Below are 26,593 nucleotides of genomic sequence, written 5' to 3'. Positions count from 1 at the left end.
TCATAAAGGTAACTCTCTGGCTTTGGCGATCACCAGATCGCCCAGTCGTTCAACATAAAGCGCACCGGCGACAGTTCTCTTAACTAGCACATTTCGCCGGTCTTTTTCATCACGATGACGGGATAGAAGGTCGAGCGTACCCATCGTGTCGAGCGCGCGCGTGACCACCGGCTTGGTGACATCCAGTTTTGCCGCAAGCCCCCGCACCGTATGCGGCGGAGGCTCCAGATAGATTGTCAGAAGAATAGCGGTCTGCCGCGTCGTGAGATCTGGCATCTCGTCACGTATCTGCCCAAGCGACAGGGTCTTCAGCAATGTCAGTGCCTGTATCGGCTTCATCTCAACCGGCATCCGCTATCCTCTACACCAAGGATTGTTTCGGAACCGTTTTATTCAACCCGCTTTCGCTGTTTCTGGCAAGAACTTTATGGCAGCTAACAAAAAAGCGGCCGAAGCCGCTTATCAGTAATCCGTCAGGATCGAACTGTCACTGCGTCTTGCGACGGAGGCGAACGATAATGTCCACATTGACGATTTCCATGCCTTCCGGTGCGTCGGGCATATTGGCAACCGTCGGCTGGCCGCGTTCGCCATGCGGAATATCGAACACGACATTTTCCCCTTCGAGGAAAAAGTGCTGATGGTCCGAAATATTCGTGTCGAAATAGGTCTTGGAGCCTTCCACCGCGATGATGCGGAGCATTCCGGCTTCCGTGAACTGGTGCAATGTGTTGTAAACGGTAGCGAGAGACACCGGCACATCCGCCATGACCGCCTGTTCGTGGAGGTCTTCAGCGGACAGGTGGCGATCACCTTGCGAAAAAATCAGACTGGCAAGCGCAACGCGCTGGCGCGTCGGACGCAGGCCGCAATCGCGGAGCCGTTCTTCCATAGAGACCGTCGAGTGGGTATGTGTAGACTGCATATTCACCGCTGGTTCCGTTACAAGCTTGTAGCAAATTCGTCAAAGATTGAACGGGCTGTTGCCCATTGCATACTGACATTGATATATGCCGTTGCGAAATAAGTATCAATAGGCTTGGAGTTTGCCCGTTTTTTCGGGAAAATCCATTGCATATTTTTATGGTCGCTAAGGTTTTGTACGGGAACCAGTCTGTGATAGGGGTGTTCCGACTTGACGACCAGAAAGAGATAGAGCGGTTTGGGTGTTTGCGCTAAAACCGTTCCGAATGACAACCGGGCCGGATTGCCGGCCGATAGCGAATAAACCTCAAGGGAGGCGAAATGGCAGAACAGAAATCAAGCTACGGGTATGAAGAACTCCTCAGCTGCGGGCGCGGCGAGATGTTCGGCCCCGGCAATGCCCAGCTTCCCCTGCCGCCAATGCTGATGGTGCACCGCATCACCGATATTTCCGAAACCGGTGGAGAGTTCGGCAAGGGCTATATCCGCGCCGAATACGACGTGCGCCCTGACGACTGGTATTTTCCATGCCATTTCCAGGGCAACCCGATCATGCCGGGCTGCCTCGGCCTTGACGGCATGTGGCAGCTGACCGGCTTCTTCCTTGGCTGGCTCGGCGAACCGGGCCGCGGCATGGCGCTTTCGACCGGCGAAGTGAAATTCAAGGGCATGGTGCGCCCGCACACCAAGCTTCTCGAATATGGCATCGACTTCAAGCGCGTCATGCGCGGACGTCTTGTGCTCGGCACCGCCGATGGCTGGCTGAAAGCCGATGGCGAAACCATCTACAAGGCCACCGATCTGCGCGTCGGCCTTTCAAAGGAAGGCGACGGACAATAATCGTCTGAACCAACCATTATTCACGGGCGCGACGGCAAAAACGAACAGTTTTTATGCGGTCGCGCTCAAAACATGCGAAGATCGCACCTATGTAACGGCGACGAGGCAGTCTTGACCCAAGCGACTGCCGCTCGACGAGCAAAGGTGTAAAGGAGAACGCGATGCGGCGTGTGGTCGTAACGGGTATGGGGATCGTATCCTCGATTGGCAACAACACCGAAGAGGTGACGGCCTCGCTGCGCGAAGCCAAATCCGGCATCTCGCGTGCGGAAGAATATGCCGAACTGGGTTTCCGCTGCCAGGTGCATGGCGCACCGAAGATCGATGTCGAATCCCTCGTGGACCGTCGCGCCATGCGCTTCCACGGTCGCGGCACCGCCTGGAATCACATCGCCATGGATCAGGCGATTGCCGATGCGGGTCTTTCCGAAGACGAAGTCTCCAACGACCGCACCGGCATCATCATGGGTTCGGGCGGTCCTTCCACCCGCACCATCGTTGATTCCGCCGACATCACCCGTGAAAAGGGGCCGAAGCGCGTCGGTCCGTTCGCCGTGCCGAAGGCCATGAGCTCGACGGCGTCCGCGACGCTGGCGACCTTCTTCAAGATCAAGGGCATCAATTATTCGATCTCTTCGGCCTGCGCGACATCCAACCATTGCATCGGCAATGCGTTCGAGATGATCCAGTATGGCAAGCAGGACCGCATGTTTGCGGGCGGCTGCGAAGATCTCGACTGGACGCTTTCGGTGCTATTCGACGCCATGGGCGCGATGGCGACCAAGTATAACGACACGCCTGCCACCGCATCACGCGCTTATGACAAGAACCGTGACGGCTTTGTGATTGCAGGCGGCGCTGGCGTTCTGGTGCTGGAAGATCTCGAAACCGCGCTCGCACGCGGCGCGAAAATCTATGGCGAAATCGTCGGCTATGGCGCAACCTCCGACGGCTACGACATGGTCGCTCCGTCCGGTGAAGGCGCGATCCGCTGCATGAAGATGGCGCTTTCGACCGTCAAGACCAAGATCGACTACATCAACCCGCACGCAACCTCGACGCCAGCTGGCGATGCGCCGGAAATCGACGCCATCCGTCAGGTGTTCGGCTCGGGCGACGCCTGCCCGCCGATTGCCGCGACCAAGTCGCTGACCGGCCATTCGCTGGGCGCAACGGGCGTGCAGGAAGCGATCTATTCGCTTTTGATGATGCAGAATAATTTCATTTGCGAAAGCGCGCATATCGAAGAATTGGACCCTGCCTTCGCGGACATGCCTATCGTCCGCAAGCGCATCGATAATGCTCAGCTCAATACCGTGCTCTCCAACTCCTTCGGGTTTGGCGGCACCAATGCGACGCTGGTTTTCCAGCGCTACCAGAGCTGAGGGAGAGGGGAATATGGAAGGTTTGATGCAAGGAAAACGCGGCCTCATCATGGGGGTCGCGAATAATCATTCTCTGGCATGGGGCATCTCGAAGCAACTGGCCGCACAGGGCGCGGAACTCGCTTTCACCTATCAGGGCGATGCGCTGGGCAAGCGCGTGAAGCCGCTGGCCGAACAGGTCGGCTCGGACCTCGTCCTGCCCTGCGATGTCGAAGACATTTCTACGGTCGATGCGGTTTTTGCCGAAATCGAGAAGAAGTGGGGCAAGCTCGATTTCATCGTTCACGCCATCGGTTTTTCCGACAAGACCGAACTGAAGGGCCGTTACGCAGACGTCACCACGCGCGATAATTTCAGCCGGACCATGGTGATTTCCGCCTACTCCTTCACGGAAATGGCGCAGCGCGCTGAAAGGCTGATGAAGGACGGCGGTTCGATCCTGACGCTGACCTATGGCGGCTCGACCCGCACGATCCCGAACTACAACGTTATGGGCGTTGCCAAGGCGGCGCTTGAAGCCATGGTTCGCTATCTGGCTGCCGATTACGGCCCGCAGGGCATCCGCGTCAACGCCATTTCGGCTGGCCCGGTGCGCACGCTGGCTGGCGCAGGCATCGGCGATGCCCGCGCGATCTTCAGCTATCAGCGCCGCAATTCGCCGCTGCGCCGCACGGTCGACATCGACGATGTCGGCAAATCGGCTGTCTATCTCCTGTCCGATCTGTCGAGCGGCGTGACCGGCGAAATCCATTATGTGGATTCCGGCTACAACATCGTTTCGATGCCGACGCTGGAAGAGTTGAAAAGCTCTGACGCCGAACGCGGCGAATAAGTATTCCGGAAACAAAAAAGCCGCCCTTCGGAGCGGCTTTTTTGTTTCACTTCTTCGCATCGAAGATTTTGAAACCGTCTGCTTCTTCCAGTGTCGTCACCGACTTGAACAGGCCCTTGAGGGTCACCTCATAAGGCAGCTGCCGGTTGGCGACCATCAGCAGGCGACCGCCCGGCTTCAGCCGCGACGCTGCAGCCGAGATAAAGCTCTGGCCAAGCGAAACATCCGTCACGCGCCCTTCATGGAACGGCGGGTTCATGATGACGGTATCGTAGATGCCGGTCACCTTCTCGCTGGTAATATCGAACCAGTTGAAGGAAATCGGCACCGAAGCGCCCAAGCGCTCCAGATTGCCGCGTGCGGCCTCCAGCGCCTCATAATCCGCCTCGAACAGATCGATGGACTTGATGCGGTCGGCATATTTCAAGCTCTGCGCTGCGAGATAACCCCAGCCCGCGCCAAAATCCGCTACATTGCCGAACACGATCTTTTCCATATGCGGGGCCAACAGCGCCGAGCCCTTGTCGATGGCGCCATGCGAAAACATGCCCGGTTCGGTGCGGAACACATCATCAATTGCGCTTTCCAGCGGGCGCAGCGCCGCGATGAAGTCGTCGTCCAGATCGGCGGGACGCTGCAGCCAGAAGGCCACCGCGTGGTTCTTTGACATCCGGTCGCTGATTTCAGCGATATTGCCCACCCATTTGCGGAAACTGTCGACGCCAAGCTTCTTGTCCCCGCAAACGACGATCCACCCGCCCGGCTGAACGCGCGCCAAAAGCTCGGAGAACCACGCCTCGTTGCGTCCACGGTGTTTTCCGAGCAGGAGTAGCCCGCCGTTAAAACGGCTCTCTGTGGCCAATCTCGGCTCTGCGCGAAAGCCTTCCTTGCCCAGCGCCAGAAAATCTGGACGCCATGGTTGCAGGCAAGTCAGGATCTGCTTCCATTCAGGATCGAGAAGCCGGTCGGCGGAAAGGCCGCATGCGAGAAAGGATTGCCCATCTTCGGGCGTATCGAGAATGCCCTGCTCGAAGGGAAGGAAGAGTGTTTTCTGTGCCGGTGTCATCATGATCGTTCTTTAACCCGCAAGATCGCATCCGAAAAGTCCGCACGACCCCTATGATTCCCGTGAAACAACAAAAAAGCGCGCCCGAGGGCGCGCTTTCCGATTTCATAAGCGATGCAGGGCTTATTCAGCGTCTGCGTCTGCCTTCTTTTCAACAACGACTTCCTTGCCGGTTTCCTGATCGACGACCTTCATCGACAGGCGAACCTTGCCGCGTTCGTCGAAGCCCATGAGCTTGACCCAGACCTTCTGGCCTTCCTTGACCACATCGGTGGTCTTGGCAACGCGGTCGGCAGCCAGCTGCGAGATGTGAACCAGACCGTCACGCGGGCCGAAGAAGTTCACGAAAGCGCCGAAGTCGGCGGTCTTGACGACCGTGCCTTCGTAGATTTCGCCGACTTCCGGCTCAGCAACAATCGAGTGAATCCACTTCTTGGCGGCTTCGATTTCCTTGCCGTTCGACGAAGCGATCTTCACCGTGCCGTCGTCTTCGATGTTGATCTTGGCACCGGTCTTTTCCACGATTTCGCGGATGACCTTGCCGCCCGAACCGATAACATCACGGATCTTGTCAGTCGGGATGTTCATCACTTCGATGCGCGGAGCGAATTCGCCGAGTTCTTCACGCGACGTGGACAGAGCCTTGCTCATTTCGCCGAGAATATGAATGCGACCACCCTTGGCCTGCTCCAGAGCGACCTTCATGATCTCTTCGGTGATACCGTCGATCTTGATGTCCATCTGAAGTGCGGTGATGCCGTTTTCAGTACCGGCAACCTTGAAGTCCATGTCGCCGAGGTGATCTTCATCGCCGAGAATATCGGAAAGAACAGCATAACGCTCGCCTTCCTTGATCAGGCCCATGGCGATACCGGCAACCGGACGTGCAAGCGGAACGCCTGCGTCCATCAGAGCGAGCGAGGTGCCGCAAACGGTCGCCATCGAGGAAGAACCGTTGGATTCGGTGATCTCGGAAACCGAACGGATCGTGTAAGGGAACTGTTCGGCAGCTGGCAGCATCGGGTGGATAGCGCGCCATGCGAGCTTGCCATGACCAACTTCACGACGGCCCGGCGAACCCATACGGCCGGTTTCACCAACCGAATATGGCGGGAAGTTGTAGTGCAGCATGAAGGATTCTTTGTACGTACCGGTCAGAGAATCGATCATCTGTTCGTCTTCGCCGGTGCCGAGCGTGGCAACAACGATCGCCTGCGTTTCGCCGCGGGTGAACAGCGCCGAGCCGTGGGTGCGCGGCAGAAGGCCAACTTCCGAAACGATTGCACGAACGGTCTTCAGGTCGCGGCCATCGATACGGTTGCCCGTGTCGAGAATGTTCCAGCGAACGATCTTCGCCTGCAGGTGCTTGAAGACAGTCGCAAAGCTTTCAGCCGAGAATTCCGGTTCTTCAACGCCTTCAGGGAAGAAGTGAGCCTTCGCCTTGGCCTTTGCAGCGTCAACAGCAACGTAACGAGCCTGCTTTTCGGTGATCTTGTAAGCGTCGCGCAGGTCGTTCTCCACAACGGCCAGCATCTTGGCTTCGAGGTCCGACAGGTCTTCCGGCTGGAAGTCGCGCGGTTCCTTGGCAGCAACTTCAGCAAGCTTGATGATCGCGTCGATCACCGGCTGGAAGCTCTTCTGGCCGAAAACGACGGCGCCGAGCATGACTTCTTCGGAAAGTTCCTGCGCTTCCGATTCAACCATCAGCACGGCATCAGCCGTACCGGCAACAACCAGATCGAGCTTCGATTCCGGCATTTCGTCGATATTCGGGTTCAGAACATATTCGCCGTTGATGTAACCAACGCGCGCACCACCGATCGGGCCCATGAAAGGAACGCCGGAAAGGGTCAGTGCTGCGGAAGCTGCAACCATCGACAGGACGTCGGGGTTGTTTTCGAGATCGTGCTGAACAACGGTCAGAACAACCTGCGTGTCGTTCTTGTAGCCATCGACGAAGAGCGGACGGATCGGACGGTCGATCAGGCGCGAAACGAGGGTTTCGTTTTCGCTCGGACGACCTTCACGCTTGAAGAAACCGCCCGGGATCTTGCCGGCAGCGTAGGTCTTTTCCTGATAATTGACCGTCAGCGGGAAGAAATCCTGACCAGGCTTCGGTTCCTTGGCAGAAACGACAGTCGCCAGAACGACGGTTTCGCCGTAGGTTGCGAGAACTGCACCGTCAGCCTGACGCGCGATCTTGCCGGTTTCGAGCGTGAGCGGACGACCGCCCCATTCGATTTCCACTTTGTGGGTATTGAACATATCTTGTCCTCATAGGGAGACGCCGCGCCAGGCGCTAAGGCATCTCCGTGGTTGGTGGACGGGCCACGGGCAAGACAACGGGGAGCTCGGGGGAGAGCGAACTACCTGCAATCCTGCCCCATGACGGGTCCATGTCATGAGCCTTTTCGGCTCTCGGGCAACCCGATCCGGCCTTGTTTCGTCCGGGGCGGGAAATAAGGGCATATGCCCTATTCTCTGTTTCTCCGCATTACCCTACGCAAACCGCTTCGCGCTCTTGTTGGGAATGCTTTAAAAACCAAACGGGCGACGTTTATCACGTCGCCCGATTTACCGTTAACGGCGCAGGCCGAGACGGCTGATCAGCGCCTGGTAACGCGCTGCGTCCACGCCCTTGACATAGTCAAGAAGACGGCGGCGCTGCGAAACCAGCTTCAGAAGGCCGCGACGCGAATGATTGTCATTCTTGTGGCCCTTGAAGTGTTCGGTGAGGTTGGCGATACGCTCGGAAAGAACGGCAACCTGTACTTCAGGAGAACCGGTGTCGCCTTCCTTGGTGGCGTATTCCTTGATAAGTGCTTGCTTGCGCTCAGCAGTAATCGACATCGTAAACCCTTTCTTGATGAGAGGAAAAACAGACGCCCAGGCCGGGATGTCGTCCAGCGCGGGCCAACTTACACGATCTGATCTGCATTTCTGCGGGATCGCTGTTGGGGCATATAGTGCAAAAACGGCAAGAATACCAGCATCAAATACGCCCCGGCAGTTGCGAGGACTTTTTAGGTAGCAGTGAAAACTCGCTTCGGCTTGAACTGACCATGCTCGATATAGCCGATGGCGAGCAGTTTTCCGCGTGCCGTGACGCAAGCTTCGTCCGCTTCCAGCGGGGCGTCGCGACCACGCAGGATAACCGGATTGCCGAGGCGAACGCGCTGCGCCTGATCGTCGGTCAGCGGAACCTGCGGCAGACAATCGAGCGCAGCGCCCGTATCGATCACCAGAGCATCGAGGCCCGAGAAATCGCGGCGCGGCGCGGGTTCGACCACATTGCCATCCTCGTCTTTCGGCGGCAGCGGCGGCCAGACGGCTTCCAGTTCCGAGAGCGTGACAAAGTCTTCTTCCGTGAACGGCGCGACTTCGATGCGGCGCAGTTCGGAAATATGACCAAAGCAGCCAAGATCGCGGCCCATATCGCGCGCCAGCGAGCGCACATAGGTGCCCTTGGAGCACTCGACCTCGAACGAGGTGCGGTTGTCGTCGTGGAATTCGACGATTTCCAGACGGTCGATCTCGACTTCGCGTGCCGGAATCTCCACCGTTTCGCCTTCGCGGGCCAGATCATAGGCGCGTTCACCGTCGATCTTGATGGCGGAGAACTGCGGCGGGATCTGCGAAATGAGGCCGGTATAGTTCGGCAGCAGGGCCTCAACCTCTTCACGCGACGGACGCTTGTCGGAGGTCTTCGTCGGCTGTCCTTCCAGATCGTCGGTCGAGCGTTCCTCGCCCCAGGTCACCGTGAAACGATAGACCTTGGTTCCGTCCATGACATAAGGCACGGTCTTGGTGGCTTCACCCAAAGCAATCGGCAGCATGCCGGATGCGAGCGGGTCGAGTGTGCCGGCATGACCGGCCTTCTCGGCGTTGAACAGCCACTTGATCTTCGAGACCGCTTCGGTCGATCCCATACCTTTCGGCTTGTCGAAAATAACCCAACCGGAAACCGGACGGCCTTTTTTCTTACCCCGTCTTGCCATGCTTTATTTGTCTCCATTGCGGGAGGTTTCATCCTCGCCAGCGTCTTCATCGTTATGCGCAAGATCGCGCGCCACTTCCGGCGAACGCAGAAGTGCGTCGATCTTCGAAAAATTGTCGAAACTCGTGTCGGAGCGAAAGCGGAACTCCGGCATGTATTTCATCTGGCCAAGGACTGGCGCCATGCGTCCGCGAATGAATTTCGCGTTGGCGGCCAAGGCCTTGACGATAGACTGCGGGTCAACATTGCCAAGCGGCATGATGAAACAGGTGGCGATCTTCAGATCGGGCGACATGCGCACTTCCGAAACGGAAATGACAGTGCGCTCGATCAGATCGTCACGGATTTCATTGCGCTGGAGCAATTGCGCCAATGCATGACGCACCTGTTCGCCAACGCGAAGCTGGCGCTGCGAAAGACCGCCTGAGCCTTTTGGGTCCGGGGAACGTGCCATAGCTAAATCCTCGATGAACAGCCATCGACCGACGTTCAGCCCCTCAGGCAGTCCGACGACACGGCTTGAAAATTATGGGCGTAACTTACCACAATTCAGATGGGAGTCAGACCCTCGGAACCGGGCATTAGAGCGCGTTTCGATCTGAATGGATCAGATCGGCGCTCAATGCTTTTCTATTTCGAGCATAATCTTACCGATCCTCGTTTCACTCCGGTCTGATTATGCTCTAAAAAGCCGGACCGCCCCTGTCGGACGGTCCGGCCAAAGCTATTAGAGCGTGCGCGTAATGTGCTCGACGCGGAACGCTTCGATCGTGTCGCCTGCGCGAATGTCGTCGTAGTTTTCGAACGCCATACCGCATTCCTGGCCCATCGGCACTTCCGACACTTCGTCCTTGAAGCGCTTGAGCGTCTTGAGCTTGCCTTCGTGGATAACCACGTTGTCACGGATGAGGCGGACGCCTGCACCACGTTCGACCTTACCGTCAACGACACGGCAACCAGCAACCTTGCCGACCTTGGTGATGTTGAAGACTTCAAGAATCTCAGCATTACCAATGAAGGTTTCACGGCGTTCTGGCGACAGAAGACCCGACATTGCTGCTTTAACATCTTCGATCAGATCGTAAATGATGTTGTAGTAGCGAATTTCGATGCCCTGCTGTTCGGCAGCGTCACGTGCCTGCTTGTTGGCGCGGACGTTGAAGCCGATGATCGCGGCATTGGAGGCTTCGGCCAGCGACACGTCGCTTTCCGTGATACCACCGGCGCCCGAATGCACGATGCGTGCACGCACTTCGTCGGTGCCGAGCTTGTCGAGAGCCGTCATGATGGCTTCGACCGAACCCTGCACGTCACCCTTGATGACGAGCGGGAATTCCTTCAGGCCATTGACCTGCAGCTGGCTCATCATCTGCTCGAGCGAACCGCGCGCGCCGGACTGGCGGGCAACGGCCTTGTCACGGGCCAGACGCTGACGATATTCGGCGATTTCACGCGCCTTGGCTTCATTGGCAACCACGGCAAAGCGGTCGCCCGCCTGCGGCGTGCCCTGAAGGCCCAGAACTTCAACCGGCATAGCAGGACCGGCTTCCTTCACATGCTCGCCATGGTCATTGACCAGTGCGCGCACGCGGCCCCATTCGCTACCGGCGACGAGAATGTCACCGGGATGCAGCGTACCGGTCTGAACCAGAACGGTTGCAACCGAACCACGGCCACGATCAAGCTGGGCTTCGATGACGACGCCTTCAGCCGTACGCTTCGGGTCTGCCTTGAGATCAAGGATTTCAGCCTGCAACAGAACTGCTTCCAGCAGCTTGTCGAGGTTGATCTTGTTCTTGGCCGACACTTCGACGTCGAGAACTTCACCGCCCATCGATTCCACGAAAACATCGTGCTGCAACAGGGCAGTACGAACCTTCTGCGGATCGGCAGTTGGCTTGTCGATCTTGTTGATCGCCACAATGATCGGAACACCAGCCGCCTTGGCATGGTTGATCGATTCAATCGTCTGCGGCATCACGCTATCGTCGGCAGCCACCACAAGGATGGCAATGTCGGTCGCCTGCGCACCACGGGCTCGCATCGCGGTAAAGGCAGCGTGGCCCGGCGTATCGATGAAGGTGATCTTCTGGCCGTTCTGTTCGACCTGATAAGCACCGATATGCTGTGTGATACCACCGGCTTCACCCGACACCACATTGGCGTGACGGATTGCATCGAGCAGCGAGGTCTTGCCGTGATCGACGTGGCCCATGATGGTCACGACCGGAGGACGGGAAACCAGCGCAGCCTCGTTGTCGGCAACACCGAAGATGCCTTCTTCAACGTCCGATTCCGCAACGCGCTTGACGGTGTGGCCGAATTCCTCAGCAATGAGCTGCGCCATATCGGCATCGATCACATCGCCCGGCTTCATCATCTGGCCCTGCTTCATCAGGTACTTGATGATGTCGACCGAACGCTCGGTCATACGCTGTGCGAGTTCCTGAAGCGTAATGGTTTCAGGCACAGTCACTTCGCGAGAGATTTTCTCGCGCGTTTCCTGCATCTGCGAACGCTTGAACTTTTCCTGACGGCGACGCATGGCCGACAACGAACGCGAACGGCCTTCGTCTTCCAGATTGCTGGAGATCGTTAGCTTGCCGCGACGGCGATCGTCTTCCGTCTTGACCACCTTTGGCGCGCGCACTTCCGGCTTGGCCGCGGTGCCACGACGGGCTGCCATCGGGCTTCCGCCACGACGATCATCGTCATCGCCAGACTGGCCCGGCCTGCGAAGCTGGCTCTGCGGCAGCGGCTTGCCCGGTCCCGGAGCGGTTTCTGCAAGCGACGGAGCCGGACGCGGTGCACCCGACTGCGGACGATTGCCCTGCTGGGGACGGCCAGCGTGCTGCGGGCGGTTGCCCTGCGGTGCGCCCCGCGAATCGTCGCGACGCTCGGTGCGCTGTTCGCCCCGTGCTTCCGGCTGCGGAACGCGCTTGGCGGCTTCTTCTTCGGCCTTGCGGCGTGCTTCGGCCTCAGCCTTGAGACGGGCTTCTTCCTCGGCCTGACGGCGTGCGGATTCTTCACGTTCCTTGGCGCGGCGCGCATCTTCTTCGGCGCGGCGCTTGGCTTCTTCAACGGCGCGGGCGCGTTCTTCGACTTCACGCACCTGCGCTTCTTCGAGCGCACGGCGGCGTGCATCCATTTCGGAGCGCGACAGCGTGTTCAGCACCATGCCGGAGCGATCGGCAGGGCGCGGGCGCGGTGCCTGCTGATTGGGGCGCTGCTGCACCGGGCGCTGCTGTTGCTGTGCGACATGCGGCTTTGCAACCGGGGCCGCAGCAGCGGGTGCTGCCGGTGCCTTCGGCTGAGCCACGGGCGCGGCAGAGGCAACTGCGGGCTTGGGAGCCGCTGCTTCCACTTCCGGCTTGTCGTCTGGCCGTGAGAACTTGCGCTTCTTGGTTTCAACGACGACAGCCTTGGTGCGGCCGTGGCTGAAATTCTGGCGCACGGTGCTCTGCTCGACGCCCGGCCGCTTCATGGTCAGGGTCTTCTTGGGGGTGACGCCCAGCGTCTTGTCGTCGTTTGTGTTATCGCTCATTACGTTCCGTTTCCTTCGCGGCTCCGGCCGCTCTACTCGAGCATTATCCAACGCGACCTGGTCGGGTTGGATAATGCTCCAGTCATCCACTTCTACGCCCAATCCGGTGTGAGACCTGCCAGCCTCCGGGATTACGCTCTAATTCGAATTCGTTGCGCTTTCACCGCGATAGCGATGCAGCAATTGCGCCCGCTGAACGAACCCGACAGCCGCCTTTCCTTCAAGCACGGCTGCATGTATCACATTTCCGCCCCCAAATGCCAAATCCATTTCTTCTCCCGTAAAAAGGGTGAAGGCCGGGATATCGGGGCCATCCAGATGCACCACGGCGCGCCTTGCCTGATCAAGCTTGCGCACGCCATCGGCTGCGGCTTCCTTGGTATGCAGCACCATGGCCGCCGCGCCCGTGCGGATCGCCTGATCCACCTTGGTCGAGCCCGTCACCACGGCGCCTGCCTTGCGCGCCAAAGCCAGACTGCCGAGAGCGGATTTCGTCAGCAGCTGGTCGACCAGCGCGCCAAGATCGTCCTGCGGCTTCACGCCTTCCTTCAGCGCCCGCGCAAAAAGCTTGCGCTTGATCGCTTCATCCACCAGACGGCGCTCGGCCTTGACCCAGCATCCCCTGCCTGGCAGGTTTCTTTTCAAGTCCGGCACGACGGAACCGTCTGGCCCTGCCACAAAGCGGATCATGTCATCGGCAGAACCGCTTTCGCGCGTGACGATACAGGTTCTGTCATTCATATCCTGCTCCACGCAAACTCCCGCTCTGCCATATACGGACTTGTACTCAACTTCAAAACTGGCAACGCTTCCGCCGTTATGTTCTCAAATCGGGCGGTTTGGAACCTCCCCGACATATCAAACGCAACGCGTGGCGCTGTACCAGAGCCGGGGCTTCGCCACAACCCGAAACGTGGTCCAAGGCCCACTGAAACCCGATCCGACTGACCGAATCCGGCAGATGAGACCCGTTTCCCCATCTCCGGGCGCAAAACCGCTGCGCAGTTTTGCTGGAGATGCTTGAAGCCGCACAGCTTACGCCTGAATTGCTTCAGACGTAAGAACCCATGCGGCTCCAGAACTTTCAGCGCTTCTTACGAAGCAGCTTCTTCTTCACCGGCTTCAGCCTCGACTTCCGCTTCGGCTTCTTCCTGAGCGGCTGCTGCCAGCTCTTCTTCCGTGATCCAGCCAGCCTTGAGGCGGGCAGTCAGGATCATCTGTTCGGCATCGACGCGCGAAACATCGAAGGACGAGAGAATGCCGCTATGAGCGACAGTGTCGCCATCCTTGCGCTCACGCCAGCCGACGAGATCGTCAACAGCGTAACCTGCAAAGTCTTCAATCGACTTCACACCGTCTTCACCGACAGCAACCAGCATGGCGGTGGTGAGGTTCGGCAGTTCACGCAGTTCGTCTTCGACGCCGAGTTCCTTGCGGCGCGCATCCAGTTCACCTTCGAGGCGATCCAGATATTCACGGGCACGCTGCTGGATTTCAGAAGCGGTATCGTCATCGAAACCGTCGATGGATGCGATTTCGCCCGGCTCGACATAAGCCAGTTCTTCAATCGAGGCGAAGCCTTCGGAAGCCAGAACCTGACCGACCATTTCGTCAACGTCGAGGGCTTCCATGAACAGGTTCGAACGCTCGGTGAATTCCTTCTGACGACGTTCGGACTCTTCGTCCTCCGTCAGAATGTCGATGTCCCAACCGGTGAGCTGCGATGCGAGGCGGACATTCTGGCCGCGACGACCGATCGCAAGTGATAGTTGGTCATTCGGGACGACAACTTCAATACGTTCCGCATCTTCGTCGAGAACAACCTTGGCAACTTCAGCGGGCTGAAGCGCGTTGACGATGAAGGAAGCCGCATCCGGCGACCACGGAATGATGTCGATCTTTTCGCCCTGCAGTTCAGCCACAACCGCCTGAACACGCGAACCACGCATACCAACGCAGGCACCGACCGGATCGATGGACGCATCGCGCGAAACCACGGCGATCTTGGCGCGCGAACCCGGATCACGGGCGACCGACTTGATCTCGATGATGCCGTCATAGATTTCCGGAACTTCCATGGTGAAGAGCTTCGCCATGAACTGCGGATGGGTGCGCGACAGGAAAATCTGCGGGCCGCGCTGTTCGCGACGCACGTCGTAAACATAAGCGCGGATACGGTCGCCATAGCGGAAGGCTTCACGCGGGATCAGTTCGTCACGGCGCACGATGGCTTCGCCACGGCCCAGATCGACAATCACATTGCCATATTCGACGCGCTTCACAGTGCCGTTGACGATCTCGCCCACGCGGTCCTTGTATTCGTCATACTGGCGGTCACGCTCGGCTTCGCGCACTTTCTGCACGATGACCTGCTTGGCGGACTGGGCAGCAATACGGCCGAAATCCATCGGCGGCAGCTGGTCAGCGATGAAGTCGCCGATCTGCGCATCCGGGTTGCGGTCGCGTGCGGTGAACAGCGAAATCTGCGTGGCGTAGTCTTCGACATTCTCGACCACTTCGAGCAGACGCTGAAGCTTGATCTCGCCCGACTTCGCATTGATGTCGGCGCGGATGTTGCTTTCCTGACCGTAACGCGAACGCGCTGCCTTCTGGATCGCATCGGCCATGGCCGCAAGAACGATCTCGCGGTCAATCGACTTCTCGCGTGCGACCGCATCGGCGATCTGCAGAAGCTCCAGCCTGTTAGCACTGACTGCCATAGGTCTCTCCTTGGTGTCGCACCCGGCTTCTCCTTGCGCCGAATGCCTGAAACTTTTTTCGTCGGCTTATTTCTCGTCAGCCGTATCTTCTGTCGGCGTCTCTTCCGGCGCATCACCCAGATCGTCTCCGGGAATACGGCCTTCACGAAGGGCCTTGTCCTTGCGCAGCGCATCGCGGATCAGATCGTCGGTGAGGACCAGACGCGCATCCGAAATCAGGTCGAAGGGAATGCGCACGACCGGTTCGTTGCCGTAAGACACCTGATCGCTTTCGATCACCACCGTCTCGGCATCGCCCAGCACGATACGACCGCGGAATTTCTTGCGGCCTTCATGCACGATAGAAGTCTCTACCTTGGCGATATGGCCTGCCCAGTCGGCGAAGTCCGACTTGCGCACCAGCGGACGATCGATGCCCGGCGACGAGATTTCCAGATGATATTTGCCGCTGATCGGATCTTCGACGTCGAGCACCGGCGCGACGGTACGGCTGACCAGCTCGCAATCATCAACGGTCATCGTGCCATCGGGACGCTCGGCCATGATCTGCAAGGTCTGGCCATTGAGGCCGGAAAGACGCACGCGCACCAGACGGAAGCCGAGCGTATTGAGGACCGGCTCCACAATGCCTGCCACTTTCGCGTCGATGCCCGTTTCGCGAATGATGCGCTCATCCACAGCCACGATTGGCGTCTCTGCTTCGTTTGCCTGAACCTGTTCCGTCAACTCTGAACCTCTCAAAGGGGTCGAAAAACCTCTATTTCCCGGGTCTAAGTAACAAAAAAGAGCGGGACCGGACGGACCCACTCTTGTTCGTTCGACCAAGAATTTGAGAGTTATATACCAGCGGAAGCGGATTTTTTCAAGTCCCGCTTCTGTCTAGAGCATTTCCAGCAAAAGTGCGCAGCGGTTTTGCGTAGAATAATGCGTAAAAACAGCTAGATAGAGCGGTTTCACGATACCGTTTTGATCGGAACCGCTCTAGAAATTCAACGTCGGATAAAAGTCAGATAGGCAGCCTTGCGGCCCTCGCGAAAGGCCTTGGCCTCATAGCGCGTTCCCGGCCAGCCTTCATAGGCATTGTTCCAGTCCGCCGGACTTTCCGCTTGCCAGTCAAAAGCATCGTGACGACGGCAATGTTGCAGCGTCCAGTTTACATAATGATCGATATCCGACGCGAAGCGGAATTTTGCGCCGGGTTTCAAAATGCGGGCAAAACGATCCAGATTGGCGTCGCTGACAAAACGGCGCTTCCAGTGGCGGCGCTTGTGCCACGGATCGGGATAAAACAGGTCGATACCGGTCAGCGATGCATCCGGCAGCCAGTCGAGAACCGCCGTCGCATCTTCATCGTAGAGCCGCATATTGGGACGCAGCTCCTGATCGAGCGCCGCCAGCATCTTGGCCATGCCGTTGACGAAAGGCTCGACGCCAATGAAGCCTGTCTGCGGATAGCGGCCCGTTTCATGATGAAGATGTTCGCCGCCACCAAAGCCGATTTCCATGCGCACCGCGTCAACCGCGATGGGAAACAACGCGCGCAGATCCTGCGGCGCAGGCTTGGCAAGGTCGAGCTTCAGCTCGGGCAGAAGGTCCTCGAACAGGTTCCGCTGATGGCTACGCAGGGGCTTGCCGTGACGACGGCCAAAAAAGTTTCCGGCACCGCGCAGAGGATGGGTTTCTTCGGTCATGTTTTATCCGTCAGAATAAGCGAAGAGCGCGGTCAATCTTGACGCATTATCCGACGCAAAACCGCTTCGCACTTTTGCTGGAAATGCTTTAGACCGCGCTCTTTGATATTTGCAGGACACATAACGCCAAGCGGCCTGTGATGCAACTTTGGAACAGGCTTTAAGCGACAGACGCTTTGAGTGCCTTGGTGAGGTCGGTCTTCTCCCAGGAGAAGGAACCGTCACGTCCCGGCTTGCGGCCAAAATGACCGTAAGACGAAGTCTTGGCATAGATCGGCTTGTTGAGGTCGAGATGCTTGCGGATGCCGGTCGGCGACAGGTCCATCACTTCACGCAGCGCTTCTTCAACAGCGGATTCCGCTACCTTGCCGGTGCCATGCAGATCGACATAGACCGAAAGCGGCTGTGCAACGCCGATGGCGTAGGCAAGCTGGATCGTGCAGCGGTCGGCAAGATTTGCCGCCACGACATTCTTGGCCAGATAACGCGCTGCATAGGCAGCCGAGCGGTCAACCTTGGTGGTGTCCTTGCCGGAGAATGCGCCGCCGCCATGCGGAGCCGCACCGCCGTAAGTGTCGACGATGATCTTGCGGCCCGTCAGGCCTGCGTCACCGTCCGGGCCACCAATGACGAATTTGCCGGTCGGGTTGATGTACCAGTTGCAGGTCGCTGCAATCGGCAGCTCGCCCAGCGCGTCGCGGATATAGGGCTCGACAACCGAACGAACCTTCTTCGAATCCCAGCTGGCATCCAGATGCTGCGTCGAGAGCACAATCTGCGTAACTTCCGCAGCCTTGCCGTTTTCATAACGCACCGTGACTTGGCTCTTGGCGTCCGGGCCAAGCTTGCCCGCATCGCCTTCGCCCTTATGGCGGGCTTCGGACAGCTTTTCGAGAATCTTGTGCGAATAATAGATCGGCGCTGGCATCAGATCAGGGGTTTCGCGGCAGGCATAGCCGAACATGATACCCTGATCGCCCGCACCTTCTTCGCCCTGACGGTCGGCGGCATTATCGACGCCCTGCGCGATGTCGGCAGACTGCGGATGCAGAAGCACGTCGATCTTGACCGTCTTCCAGTGGAAGCCGTCCTGCTCGTAACCGATTTCGCGGATCGCCTTGCGGGCTGCCGAACGGAAGCGGGCAGGATTGATCAGCGGATGGCCAGCGGCGTCCCTGGCGATCGAGCCGTCCTTATTCTTCTTCAGGAAAGTTTCCGGCACGCGCACTTCACCGGCAATCACCACGCGGTTGGTGGTGGCAAGCGTTTCGCAGGCGACGCGGACAGACCACGGATCCACGCCGGTGCGGCGCGCTTCCTTGTAGACCATGTCGACGATTTCATCGGAGATACGATCGCAGACCTTGTCCGGGTGTCCTTCAGACACAGATTCGCTGGTGAAGAGATATGAACTGCGCGACACGGGTAACCCCTCTTGAAAATCCAACGGAGGACATCTCCGCCTAGGAAACACAGTAGCGCCCGGAACTTTCCGGGCGCGTCAAAGTGTTAGCGAAGTTGGGATCGAACCGTCAATGCATTTTCGTATTGCGACAGGGCGCGGTTGGAAAAATTCATTTCCCAAGGCCGAAAAGCCACCGTCAAAAGGGGAAAAACGCGCATGAATCGCCAGAAAACAGGCGTAAAGGGGAGTGACTTACTCGGCGTCTGCTGCCAGCGACTTCACCAGATCGATGATTTTCCGGCGAACTTTCGGATCTGAAATTTTCGTGAACGCCCGTGTGAGCTGGACGCCTTCGTTCGAATTCAGGAAATCGACCACATAGGTCGCTTCGTTATCTTCCGCAAAGCCTTCCTGGCCGACGGGGTTTGATCCCGGTGCGTCTTCGAAGAAAAAGGAAACCGGTACATTAAGAATGGCTGAGATCGCCTGCAGGCGGCTGGCTCCGACGCGATTGGTGCCCTTCTCGTATTTTTGAATCTGCTGAAACGTGATGCCCAGATTTTCGCCAAGCTTTTCCTGACTGAGGCCCAGCATGTTGCGGCGGAGACGAATGCGGCTGCCGACGTGTACGTCGATTGGGTTGGGCTTCTTTTTATTCTCAATCATACAGCTGTCACTCCTCGCGGCTGCGAGCTTTCATTCATGTACTGTTCATCTGAACAGGGATAACATCACGTTGTGGGAGGTAGTCTGACGCGTTTCGCACGACTTCACACGTGGGAACCGTCACCGCGCCGGTATAACATCTTAACAAAATTGCCGTGTCAATGAAAACGCCTGCGGAATGACACCGTGAAAGCGACGTTGACAAAGAGTAAGGTTAACAGGATCGATATCGTCTGTTTCGATCCCGGCGCTGTGCCCCAAAATGGTGCACGAACTGACGGTAGGGAAGCATCCACAACGCCGACAGCATCCAGCGCGAGACCTTCAGTGATTCGACCGTAGGAATTCGTTACCGCCGAAAGCCCGTTATTGGCCGCACGCACGAGCGGCAGGCCTTGCTCCACGGCGCGAACCTGCGCCTGCCGGAAGTGCTGATAAGGCCCCGGCGTGTTGCCATACCAGCCATCATTCGTGACATTGACGATTGCTTTGGGCGCGCTTGTTTCCGGCCCCGAAACGCCCAGCTCATCCGGGAAAATCGCCTCGTAGCAGATAAGCGGCAGGAGCGTCTGGCCCGGCCTCACATTCAGGAGACGCCGCGAGGAACCGGCGGTAAAGCCGCCCGGCATTTTCACCACTTCCTGAAGTCCAAGCCCCCGCAGAAGGCTTTCCAACGGCAGATATTCGCCGAATGGAACAAGATGCACTTTGTCGGTAGCGTCGGTGATCTCGCCCCGGTCGTTGATCGAATAGATGGAATTGTAATAGCGCGGCTCGCCATTGCCTGCGGCCCGCTCTTCGCGCACGGCGCCGGTCAACAGCACCTGACCGTCCTGCAATGTATTGCCGATCTGGGCCAGCGCTTCCGGTGTCGACGTCAGAATATAGGGCACTGCCGTTTCAGGCCATATGACGACATCGGGGCGCGGCTTGCCATCAGCGGGCGGCTCGGCCGTCAGCGCAATCAGCTTGTCGAAGATCGAGCGGCGCGCGGCATTGTCCCATTTCATGGTCTGCGGAATGGAGGGCTGCACGATGCGGATATTGATGTTGCCCTTTTCGTCGCCCACGGCTGGCGCGCGCGAAAGTGTCCATGCGCCAAAGCCGACATGGGTTGCAGCAAGAAGAATGGCGAGGGCGATACCGCTTTTTGCAAGCCGTCCGCCGATCAGCAATGCGGGCGATGCGAAGATGAACACGGCAAGCGCGCTCATGCCCACAAGGCCGACCACCGCGACCGACTGCATCAGCACCGGCACCGGCATGGCCGCATAGCCGATAGCGTTCCACGGGAAGCCGGTCAGCAGGAAGGTGCGCAACCATTCTGCAAGTGCAAAGCCGAAGGCGAGCGCAAAAATCCTTCCAAGCCCGTCAGACCAGAAAATGCGCGCAACCATGGTCGCAAAGGCATAGAAAATCGCCAGAAAGGCGGGCAGGCCCAGCACTGCCAGCGGCAGGGCCCAGGCAAACTCGTCTGCATCGACCAGAAGCGCCGTCCCGATCCACCAGAGGCCCGAGACGAAATAGCCGAAGCCGAACCACCACCCGACCATTGCCGCGGGCAGAATACGCCGGATCGGGCCAGCATCGGCGCGCGCCAAAGCGCCGTCGATCAGCCAGACGAGGATCGGAAAGGAAATGAAACCGGCGATGAAGAGATCAAAAGGCGGCTGGGTCAGTGTCGCGAAGGCGCCACTCAAAAAAGCGGCCAGCGCACGACGCCAGCCGCTTGAAAGAATGATCCTGCCCGCAAGCCGTTCGATCATCAGGCCTCTTTGAAGGTTTCAGTGTCTTCGGCGGTAGCCGGAGACTGCTCTTCAGGCTTGGTGGTAACGACGGCACGCTGTTGCCTGCGGCGGTCAGCGGCGGAAAGCGGCACGATGCGCACCTTCTTCACGCGGCGCGGATCAACCTCCAGCACGTGGAATTCATAGCCGGGCACGGCCTGCACCACTTCACCGCGAACCGGAATCCGGCCCAATACGGAGAAGATCAGGCCGCCAACCGTATCGACATCCTCGCCATGTTCGCCCACCGCGAAAGACGGGCCGATCTTTGCCGCGAATTCGTCCAGATCGGCGCGCGCATCGACGACGAACACGCCATCGGCTTCCTCGGCGATCATGATTTCTTCGTCGTCATGCTCGTCTTCAATATCGCCGACAACCATTTCGACAATGTCTTCCAGCGAGACGAGACCATCGGTGCCGCCATATTCGTCGATGACCAGCGCCATCTGGATATGGGTTGCCTGCATGCGGGCCATCAGGCCGCTCGCCATCATCGACGGCGGCACGAACAGCACCTTGCGCATGAGGTTGAGCTCGCCGATCGTCTTGGTGAGATCAATGCGGCTCATATCGAATTTCGGCGGCGTCGCCGCAGCAGGCGTCTTGGCCGTCGTGCGGCGGCGCGTTTTCTGGCGCGCCTGACGCGTGATGAAATTCAAAACGTCGCGGATATGGATCATGCCGCGCGGATCATCCAGCGTTTCGGCATAGACCGGCATACGGGAATGGCCGGATTCCTCGAAGAGTTCCAGCACTTCCCAAAGCGGCGTGGAAATTTCCACGGCCTCGACATCCGCGCGCGGAATCATCACGTCTTCGACGCGGATTTCACGCAGGCGCAGGATATTGTGCAGCATCGCCTTTTCTTCGGGCGAGAAGGCGGAATCCTGTTCGCTTGCCGTGCTGGACAACGCATCGGCCAGATCTTCACGCAAGGAAGATTGCTGCCGCGAGCGGATGAAAGGGAAAATATTCGACAGAAGGGAACGCTTTTCGACCGCTACCGGTCGCTGCGTACTTTGCCCTTCGGCGTCTTGGGTCTCGCTGCGATTCTCGCCCGCGGACGGAGGTTGTGAGGTTTGATCAGCCATGGTCAATCGTTGTTAATGGTCTCTTGGGATACAGCATAAGGGTCCGGGATGGCAATAGCATGAAGAATCTCGACCTCGCGGCGTTCCATTTCCTCTGCTTCCTCGTCGGTTTCATGATCATAGCCCAACAGATGCAGGAAGCCATGCACGACAAGGTGTGAGAGGTGATGGTCAAGAGGCTTGCCTTCTTCAACCGCTTCACGCTCCACGGTTTCGCGGGCGATGACAATGTCGCCCAGCATTGGTCCCGGTTGGTTCCCGGCCTTGACCGGAAACGCGGGAAACGACAACACATTGGTAGGCTTGTCCTTGCCGCGCCATTCGGCGTTCAGCTCCTGAATGGACGCATCGTCGGTAAAGACGATACTCAATTCGCTGTCGGCATCCTTGAGGCCCAGATTGGCCCATGCCGCCTCGACAGACTTTCTGACAAGTCCTTCGAGTGTTGTTTCATCCGGCCAGTTGCCAGCTTCAATGGTGATATCGATATGGATCGCGTTGTCTGACACGTTCTGCGGCGGCTTCCCGGACAGCAAGCCGCTTCGTCCTTTCAGTTGTTCGAAAGCCGTCTGCCCCAAAAAGGCAGACAGCATTTTTTAGATCGTAGTTCTAACGGCCGATTACAAGTCCTCTTATTCCGGACGGACCGGCTGCTGGACATGCGTTTTCGCATCGCGGTCATAGGCGTTGACGATTGCCGCCACCAGCGGATGACGCACCACGTCTTTTTGGGTGAACCGCACCTTGATGACGCTTTCCACATCGTCCAGCACGCGAAGCGCTTCGACAAGCCCGGATTTCTGACCGGGTGGAAGATCGATCTGGCTCGGATCGCCCGTCACGATCATCCGCGATCCTTCACCAAGACGGGTCAGGAACATTTTCATCTGCATGGATGTCGTGTTCTGCGCCTCATCGAGGATCACCGCCGAATGGGCCAGCGTGCGCCCGCGCATAAAGGCCAGCGGCGCGATTTCGATGACGCCTGCCGTGATGGCCCGCTCGACCTTTTCGGCGGGCATCATGTCGTAAAGCGCGTCATAGAGCGGTCGCAGATAGGGATCGACCTTTTCCTTCATGTCACCCGGCAGAAAGCCCAGGCGTTCACCCGCTTCAACAGCCGGGCGGGACAGGATGATCCGCTCCACCAGACCGCGTTCCAAAAGCATGGCGGCATGGGCGACGGCCAGATAGGTCTTGCCTGTACCGGCAGGACCGACACCGAACACCAGTTCGGAACGGTCGAGCGCCCGCATATAGGCGTCCTGCGTCGGGGTGCGCGCAAAGATCGTCTTCTTGCGGGTGGAAATCTGGGCAGCAGACAGCTTGCCCTTGTTTTCCATCGTCGGCAGATCCAGCTGATCATCGGCGGCAATGGCCATGCGTAAGGCGCCATCGACGTCCGACGTTGTCAGTTCGTGGCCCTTCTGCAAGGTTTCGTAGAGATGATCGAGCGTGCGGCGCGCCTGTTCGGTCGCGGTCGGTTCGCCCCGGATCGAGAGCTGGTTGCCCTTGGAGCGAACATCGACACCGAGCTTTTGCTCGATCCGTGCCAGATTTTCGTCGAACTGACCGTAAAGCGCACTGGCCAGGCGGTTGTTCTCGAAAGTGAGCACGATATGGGCCATATCCGAGGCCCCGGTAGTCGGGCTTTTTTGCGTTAGAGTGGTTGGCTTGGCAGGTCTCAGCTTTTCCGTGGCGCTCAACCGTATCTCCTCAAGAGTTCACGCATTGCAATCACAGTTCCGACGGGATCATCGGCCCGACAGGATTATCGGCACGAGACTCAAGCGCCGAACCATCTGCCTGAACGGTATCATGCCTTCACGCCAGTTTTTGCGCAATAAGGCTATTGGTCCCAGTGGAGGTGATTTTCACATGAATAATTTCGCCGACCTGATCATTGTTGTCATCGATGATCACCGGAAGGAGCCAGGGCGAGCGTCCCACCATCTGCCCCGCCTGACGGCCGGGCTTTTCTAAAAGCACGTCCATCTCGCGACCGATCATGGATTCCTGAAACGCATATTGCTGTTCCGACAGCAAAGCCTGCAGGCGCTGAAGCCGCTCGTCTTTCACCGCTTCGTCCACATGACCGGACAGATCCGCGCCGGGCGTGCCGGGACGTGGCGAATATTTGAAGGAATAGGCCTGCGCGTAATTCACATCGCGCACCAGCTGCATCGTATCTTCGAAATCCTGATCGGTCTCGCCGGGGAAGCCGACAATGAAATCGCCCGACAGCGCCATATCCGGACGCACGTCACGGATGCGCTCGATCAGGCGTCGATATTCGTCCGCTTTGTGGCGGCGGTTCATCGCCTTGAGAATACGGTCCGAGCCGGACTGCACCGGCAGATGTAGATAAGGCATTAGCTGGCGCAGGTCGCGATGCGCGGCGATCAGGCTGTCATCCATATCGCGCGGATGGCTAGTCGTATAACGCAGGCGCGCAACACCCGGAATACGCGCGAGGCGGAACAATAATTCGCCCAGCCCCCATTCGCGGCCATCGTCGCCCTCGCCATGCCAGGCATTGACGTTCTGGCCGAGCAGGGTCAGTTCCCGCACACCGCCATCGGCAAGGCGTTCCGCTTCGGCCACGATCTGTTTGACGCTGCGCGACACTTCCGAACCGCGCGTATAGGGCACCACGCAGAAGGTGCAGAACTTGTCGCAGCCTTCCTGCACCGTCAGAAAAGCAGAAACGCCGCGCTTGCGGGTTTCCTCGCGCTTCGGCGACGGCAGATGTTCAAACTTGTCTTCAAGCGCATATTCGGTCTCGACGACCTTTTCGCCGCCGCGAACGCGCGCCAGCGCATTGGGCAGGCGATGATAGGTCTGCGGTCCGATCACCAGATCGACATTCGGCGCTCGGCGCAGAATTTCCTGTCCTTCGGCCTGTGCCACGCAGCCAGCAACACCGATGGTCAGTTCCTTGCCATTGGCTTGCCGCGCGTCCTTCATCTTGCGCAGGCGTCCCAGCGCCGAATAGAGCTTTTCCGAGGCCTTTTCGCGGATATGGCAGGTGTTCAGCAGCACCAGATCGGCATCGTCCGGCGTATCGGTCGCGACATAGCCTTCCGCTGCAAGGCTGTCGGCCATGCGCTGGCTGTCATAGACATTCATCTGGCAGCCATAGGTTTTGACAAAAACCTTGCGCGTATTCGAACGCGTATCGGCGTGGTCTGCCGCTGGCACAATATCGGTGATGTTTTCGCTCATGCGGGGCTATCTACAGCTTTTGTCGCCGCTTTGGAAGGTGACAAACTGATCGGCTTTTTCGCTATCGCATTTTCGAACGCAAAACCGCTTCGCACTTTTGCTGAAAATGCTGGTTACTCTTCCGAAATCTCACGGCCCAGAAGTGCGCTTTGCAAAAGTGTGCGCACCCGGCTTTCCATGGTGCGGGCCAGCATCTTGCGGTCTGTGGCTGCCGTGACGACCATCGGCTCGCCGAAGCGGATTTCAACATCGATGGCACCTTCGCGCAGGATGCCTTTCAGATGCGGCATCAGCTCGACATCGCCCGGCCAGGATGCAATCGGGCGAAAATAGCGCCCCATGGCCATGCCATGCACGCCGGTATAGGCGATGGCGACCGGCTGCACGAGCACTTCCGGCACACCGGCTTCCTTGATCGCTGCATGGGCTGCGCCGAAAAGAGCGGTCTTGAACGGCAAGACCCGATTGCCATCGGAGGTCGTGCCTTCGGGAAACAGCACCATGGCATCTCCCTCGCTCATCCGCGTGGCGATTTCAGAGGTTTGTTCGCCGGTCTTGCCGCGCCGCTCGCGCTCGACAAAAACGGTCCGCTGCAAAACAGCGAACATGCCGAAAATCGGCCAGCTGCGCACTTCTGACTTGGCGATGAACGACACCTGCCCGACCGAGGACAGGACAACAATGTCGCTCCAGGACGTATGATTGGCGACCAGCAACAACGGGCGACCGCGATGCATTTCGCCGACGGTGCGCACCCGAAAGCCGAACAACCGCGCAATCACGCGGTGGAAAAAATTGGGCAGGCTGCGTTTCCAGCCATTCCTGAGTTTCAGAAACACATATTGAACCGGGATCAGCGACAGGCTCAGCATGACCATGGCCGCGAGAACGAGAAAGACCCGGATCGCGCCAATCATTGCGGTCTCTTCAGATCGCGGCGCAGAACGAGCGCTGCCGAGCGCCCATTGGCGGTTTCGTAATAAGCCGGGCGATCACCGACCTTCTGAAACCCGAGACGCCGGTAAAGCGCCTGCGCCGCGACATTGGCTTCATCGACTTCGAGAAACAGCGTTTCCGCCCGTTCCTGATAGAGATAGCGCAACACGGCATCCATCAGCGCGCGACCGACACCCTGCCGTTGCACATCGCGAGAAACTGCGATGGTGAGAATTTCCGCTTCTCCGGCAACCAGCCGCGCCAGAACGAAACCGCAGGCGTCATTGGGCTTGCCTTCCGCACGGGCGACAAAGCCGAAAACCGTATCCTGCCCGATCAGCGAGCGAAAATCGTCCGAGCTCCAGCCATGGTGAAACGCGACGGCATGAATGCGCTGGATCACATGGCTGTCCTGCACGCTGAGCGCTTCCACCGAAACCTGTCGGCGACCGAAGCGACCGAATGGCAAGCCCATCATCGC

The 26,593-nt window shown here is 58.4% G+C and carries 24 protein-coding genes; 3 read left to right on the top strand and 21 right to left on the bottom strand.

Annotated features, from left to right (window positions below; translation table 11 throughout):
- On the bottom strand, positions 1–351 hold the full coding sequence (locus D8666_RS06915; protein WP_109370117.1) for a MarR family transcriptional regulator: 351 nt from the start codon (positions 349–351) through the stop codon (positions 1–3).
- A 136-nt stretch (positions 352–487) separates the two neighbouring features.
- The gene (gene irrA, locus D8666_RS06910; RefSeq protein ID WP_109370116.1) at positions 488–925 is read right to left on the bottom strand and encodes an iron response transcriptional regulator IrrA; all 438 of its coding nucleotides are present in this window, start codon (positions 923–925) and stop codon (positions 488–490) included.
- Positions 926–1,245: 320 nt separating this feature from the next.
- On the opposite strand from irrA, the gene fabA reads away from it, so the two are divergent.
- From fabA to fabI, 3 genes are all read left to right on the top strand, one after another.
- Complete coding sequence (gene fabA, locus D8666_RS06905; protein WP_121537008.1) at positions 1,246–1,764, top strand: 3-hydroxyacyl-[acyl-carrier-protein] dehydratase FabA; 519 nt, start codon at positions 1,246–1,248, stop codon at positions 1,762–1,764.
- A gap of 161 nt (positions 1,765–1,925) precedes the next feature.
- Positions 1,926–3,149: a beta-ketoacyl-ACP synthase I gene (gene fabB / locus D8666_RS06900; RefSeq protein WP_109370114.1), complete on the top strand. Its 1,224-nt coding sequence runs from the start codon at positions 1,926–1,928 to the stop codon at positions 3,147–3,149.
- A 13-nt stretch (positions 3,150–3,162) separates the two neighbouring features.
- Positions 3,163–3,981 carry an enoyl-ACP reductase FabI gene (gene fabI / locus D8666_RS06895; RefSeq protein WP_109370113.1) on the top strand — a complete coding sequence of 273 codons (819 nt, stop codon included), beginning with the start codon at positions 3,163–3,165 and terminating at the stop codon, positions 3,979–3,981.
- 46 nt (positions 3,982–4,027) lie between these two features.
- On the opposite strand, the gene D8666_RS06890 is transcribed toward fabI, so the two are convergent.
- The 19 genes from D8666_RS06890 to rimI all read right to left on the bottom strand — a co-directional run bounded on the left by D8666_RS06890 (position 4,028) and on the right by rimI (position 26,590).
- Positions 4,028–5,050 carry a class I SAM-dependent methyltransferase gene (locus tag D8666_RS06890; RefSeq protein WP_121537006.1) on the bottom strand — a complete coding sequence of 341 codons (1,023 nt, stop codon included), beginning with the start codon at positions 5,048–5,050 and terminating at the stop codon, positions 4,028–4,030.
- Positions 5,051–5,170: 120 nt separating this feature from the next.
- Positions 5,171–7,312 carry a polyribonucleotide nucleotidyltransferase gene (pnp, locus tag D8666_RS06885; RefSeq protein ID WP_121537004.1) on the bottom strand — a complete coding sequence of 714 codons (2,142 nt, stop codon included), beginning with the start codon at positions 7,310–7,312 and terminating at the stop codon, positions 5,171–5,173.
- 315 nt (positions 7,313–7,627) lie between these two features.
- Positions 7,628–7,897: a 30S ribosomal protein S15 gene (gene rpsO, locus D8666_RS06880; protein ID WP_109370110.1), complete on the bottom strand. Its 270-nt coding sequence runs from the start codon at positions 7,895–7,897 to the stop codon at positions 7,628–7,630.
- A 173-nt stretch (positions 7,898–8,070) separates the two neighbouring features.
- The gene (truB, locus tag D8666_RS06875) at positions 8,071–9,045 is read right to left on the bottom strand and encodes a tRNA pseudouridine(55) synthase TruB (RefSeq protein WP_121537002.1); all 975 of its coding nucleotides are present in this window, start codon (positions 9,043–9,045) and stop codon (positions 8,071–8,073) included.
- Positions 9,046–9,048: 3 nt separating this feature from the next.
- The gene (rbfA, locus tag D8666_RS06870; RefSeq protein WP_109370108.1) at positions 9,049–9,498 is read right to left on the bottom strand and encodes a 30S ribosome-binding factor RbfA; all 450 of its coding nucleotides are present in this window, start codon (positions 9,496–9,498) and stop codon (positions 9,049–9,051) included.
- 273 nt (positions 9,499–9,771) lie between these two features.
- Positions 9,772–12,588 (bottom strand): translation initiation factor IF-2, encoded by a 2,817-nt coding sequence (gene infB, locus D8666_RS06865; RefSeq protein WP_121537000.1) that lies wholly within the window; start codon positions 12,586–12,588, stop codon positions 9,772–9,774.
- 138 nt (positions 12,589–12,726) lie between these two features.
- Positions 12,727–13,329, bottom strand: a complete 603-nt coding sequence (locus D8666_RS06860) for an RNA-binding protein (RefSeq protein ID WP_109370106.1) — start codon at positions 13,327–13,329, stop codon at positions 12,727–12,729.
- A gap of 353 nt (positions 13,330–13,682) precedes the next feature.
- Complete coding sequence (gene nusA / locus D8666_RS06855) at positions 13,683–15,308, bottom strand: transcription termination factor NusA (protein WP_109370105.1); 1,626 nt, start codon at positions 15,306–15,308, stop codon at positions 13,683–13,685.
- Between the two features lie 66 nt (positions 15,309–15,374).
- Positions 15,375–16,034, bottom strand: coding sequence for a ribosome maturation factor RimP (gene rimP, locus D8666_RS06850; protein ID WP_121536998.1), 660 nt, complete (start codon positions 16,032–16,034; stop codon positions 15,375–15,377).
- A gap of 263 nt (positions 16,035–16,297) precedes the next feature.
- Positions 16,298–16,999 carry a tRNA (guanine(46)-N(7))-methyltransferase TrmB gene (gene trmB / locus D8666_RS06845; protein ID WP_121536996.1) on the bottom strand — a complete coding sequence of 234 codons (702 nt, stop codon included), beginning with the start codon at positions 16,997–16,999 and terminating at the stop codon, positions 16,298–16,300.
- Positions 17,000–17,159: 160 nt separating this feature from the next.
- The gene (gene metK / locus D8666_RS06840) at positions 17,160–18,422 is read right to left on the bottom strand and encodes a methionine adenosyltransferase (protein ID WP_109370102.1); all 1,263 of its coding nucleotides are present in this window, start codon (positions 18,420–18,422) and stop codon (positions 17,160–17,162) included.
- Between the two features lie 234 nt (positions 18,423–18,656).
- Entirely contained in the window at positions 18,657–19,070 is a 414-nt protein-coding gene (locus tag D8666_RS06835) for a helix-turn-helix domain-containing protein (protein ID WP_078337717.1), read from the bottom strand.
- 158 nt (positions 19,071–19,228) lie between these two features.
- Entirely contained in the window at positions 19,229–20,836 is a 1,608-nt protein-coding gene (gene lnt / locus D8666_RS06830) for an apolipoprotein N-acyltransferase (RefSeq protein WP_121536994.1), read from the bottom strand.
- Complete coding sequence (locus D8666_RS06825) at positions 20,836–21,951, bottom strand: hemolysin family protein (protein WP_109370100.1); 1,116 nt, start codon at positions 21,949–21,951, stop codon at positions 20,836–20,838. The genes lnt and D8666_RS06825 overlap by 1 nt, the downstream gene beginning before the upstream one ends.
- Positions 21,952–21,953: 2 nt before the next feature.
- Positions 21,954–22,460: an rRNA maturation RNase YbeY gene (gene ybeY / locus D8666_RS06820; protein WP_121537432.1), complete on the bottom strand. Its 507-nt coding sequence runs from the start codon at positions 22,458–22,460 to the stop codon at positions 21,954–21,956.
- A 123-nt stretch (positions 22,461–22,583) separates the two neighbouring features.
- Positions 22,584–23,657 (bottom strand): PhoH family protein, encoded by a 1,074-nt coding sequence (locus D8666_RS06815; protein WP_209445963.1) that lies wholly within the window; start codon positions 23,655–23,657, stop codon positions 22,584–22,586.
- Positions 23,658–23,775: 118 nt separating this feature from the next.
- Complete coding sequence (gene miaB / locus D8666_RS06810; RefSeq protein ID WP_121536990.1) at positions 23,776–25,176, bottom strand: tRNA (N6-isopentenyl adenosine(37)-C2)-methylthiotransferase MiaB; 1,401 nt, start codon at positions 25,174–25,176, stop codon at positions 23,776–23,778.
- 113 nt (positions 25,177–25,289) lie between these two features.
- Positions 25,290–26,093, bottom strand: a complete 804-nt coding sequence (gene olsA / locus D8666_RS06805; RefSeq protein ID WP_121536988.1) for a lyso-ornithine lipid O-acyltransferase — start codon at positions 26,091–26,093, stop codon at positions 25,290–25,292.
- Positions 26,090–26,590: a ribosomal protein S18-alanine N-acetyltransferase gene (gene rimI / locus D8666_RS06800; RefSeq protein WP_121536986.1), complete on the bottom strand. Its 501-nt coding sequence runs from the start codon at positions 26,588–26,590 to the stop codon at positions 26,090–26,092. Before rimI ends, olsA begins: the two co-directional genes overlap by 4 nt.
- Between the last annotated feature and the right edge of the window lie 3 nt (positions 26,591–26,593).

Origin of the sequence: Ochrobactrum soli, assembly GCF_003664555.1 — a bacterium.
GTDB lineage: Bacteria > Pseudomonadota > Alphaproteobacteria > Rhizobiales > Rhizobiaceae > Brucella > Brucella teleogrylli.
Note: the sequence above shows the minus strand (reverse complement) of the source record. Positions and strands in the feature narration are given on the sequence as shown.

What these genes read in the sequence shown, in the direction of transcription:
- D8666_RS06915 (WP_109370117.1), bottom strand. Translation starts at nt 351, where the DNA reads ATGCCGGTTGAGATGAAGCCGATACAGGCACTGACATTGCTGAAGACC.
- irrA (WP_109370116.1), bottom strand. Translation starts at nt 925, where the DNA reads ATGCAGTCTACACATACCCACTCGACGGTCTCTATGGAAGAACGGCTC.
- fabA (WP_121537008.1), top strand. Translation starts at nt 1,246, where the DNA reads ATGGCAGAACAGAAATCAAGCTACGGGTATGAAGAACTCCTCAGCTGC.
- fabB (WP_109370114.1), top strand. Translation starts at nt 1,926, where the DNA reads ATGCGGCGTGTGGTCGTAACGGGTATGGGGATCGTATCCTCGATTGGC.
- fabI (WP_109370113.1), top strand. Translation starts at nt 3,163, where the DNA reads ATGGAAGGTTTGATGCAAGGAAAACGCGGCCTCATCATGGGGGTCGCG.
- D8666_RS06890 (WP_121537006.1), bottom strand. Translation starts at nt 5,050, where the DNA reads ATGATGACACCGGCACAGAAAACACTCTTCCTTCCCTTCGAGCAGGGC.
- pnp (WP_121537004.1), bottom strand. Translation starts at nt 7,312, where the DNA reads ATGTTCAATACCCACAAAGTGGAAATCGAATGGGGCGGTCGTCCGCTC.
- rpsO (WP_109370110.1), bottom strand. Translation starts at nt 7,897, where the DNA reads ATGTCGATTACTGCTGAGCGCAAGCAAGCACTTATCAAGGAATACGCC.
- truB (WP_121537002.1), bottom strand. Translation starts at nt 9,045, where the DNA reads ATGGCAAGACGGGGTAAGAAAAAAGGCCGTCCGGTTTCCGGTTGGGTT.
- rbfA (WP_109370108.1), bottom strand. Translation starts at nt 9,498, where the DNA reads ATGGCACGTTCCCCGGACCCAAAAGGCTCAGGCGGTCTTTCGCAGCGC.
- infB (WP_121537000.1), bottom strand. Translation starts at nt 12,588, where the DNA reads ATGAGCGATAACACAAACGACGACAAGACGCTGGGCGTCACCCCCAAG.
- D8666_RS06860 (WP_109370106.1), bottom strand. Translation starts at nt 13,329, where the DNA reads ATGAATGACAGAACCTGTATCGTCACGCGCGAAAGCGGTTCTGCCGAT.
- nusA (WP_109370105.1), bottom strand. Translation starts at nt 15,308, where the DNA reads ATGGCAGTCAGTGCTAACAGGCTGGAGCTTCTGCAGATCGCCGATGCG.
- trmB (WP_121536996.1), bottom strand. Translation starts at nt 16,999, where the DNA reads ATGACCGAAGAAACCCATCCTCTGCGCGGTGCCGGAAACTTTTTTGGC.
- D8666_RS06835 (WP_078337717.1), bottom strand. Translation starts at nt 19,070, where the DNA reads ATGATTGAGAATAAAAAGAAGCCCAACCCAATCGACGTACACGTCGGC.
- lnt (WP_121536994.1), bottom strand. Translation starts at nt 20,836, where the DNA reads ATGATCGAACGGCTTGCGGGCAGGATCATTCTTTCAAGCGGCTGGCGT.
- D8666_RS06825 (WP_109370100.1), bottom strand. Translation starts at nt 21,951, where the DNA reads ATGGCTGATCAAACCTCACAACCTCCGTCCGCGGGCGAGAATCGCAGC.
- miaB (WP_121536990.1), bottom strand. Translation starts at nt 25,176, where the DNA reads ATGAGCGAAAACATCACCGATATTGTGCCAGCGGCAGACCACGCCGAT.
- olsA (WP_121536988.1), bottom strand. Translation starts at nt 26,093, where the DNA reads ATGATTGGCGCGATCCGGGTCTTTCTCGTTCTCGCGGCCATGGTCATG.
- rimI (WP_121536986.1), bottom strand. Translation starts at nt 26,590, where the DNA reads ATGATGGGCTTGCCATTCGGTCGCTTCGGTCGCCGACAGGTTTCGGTG.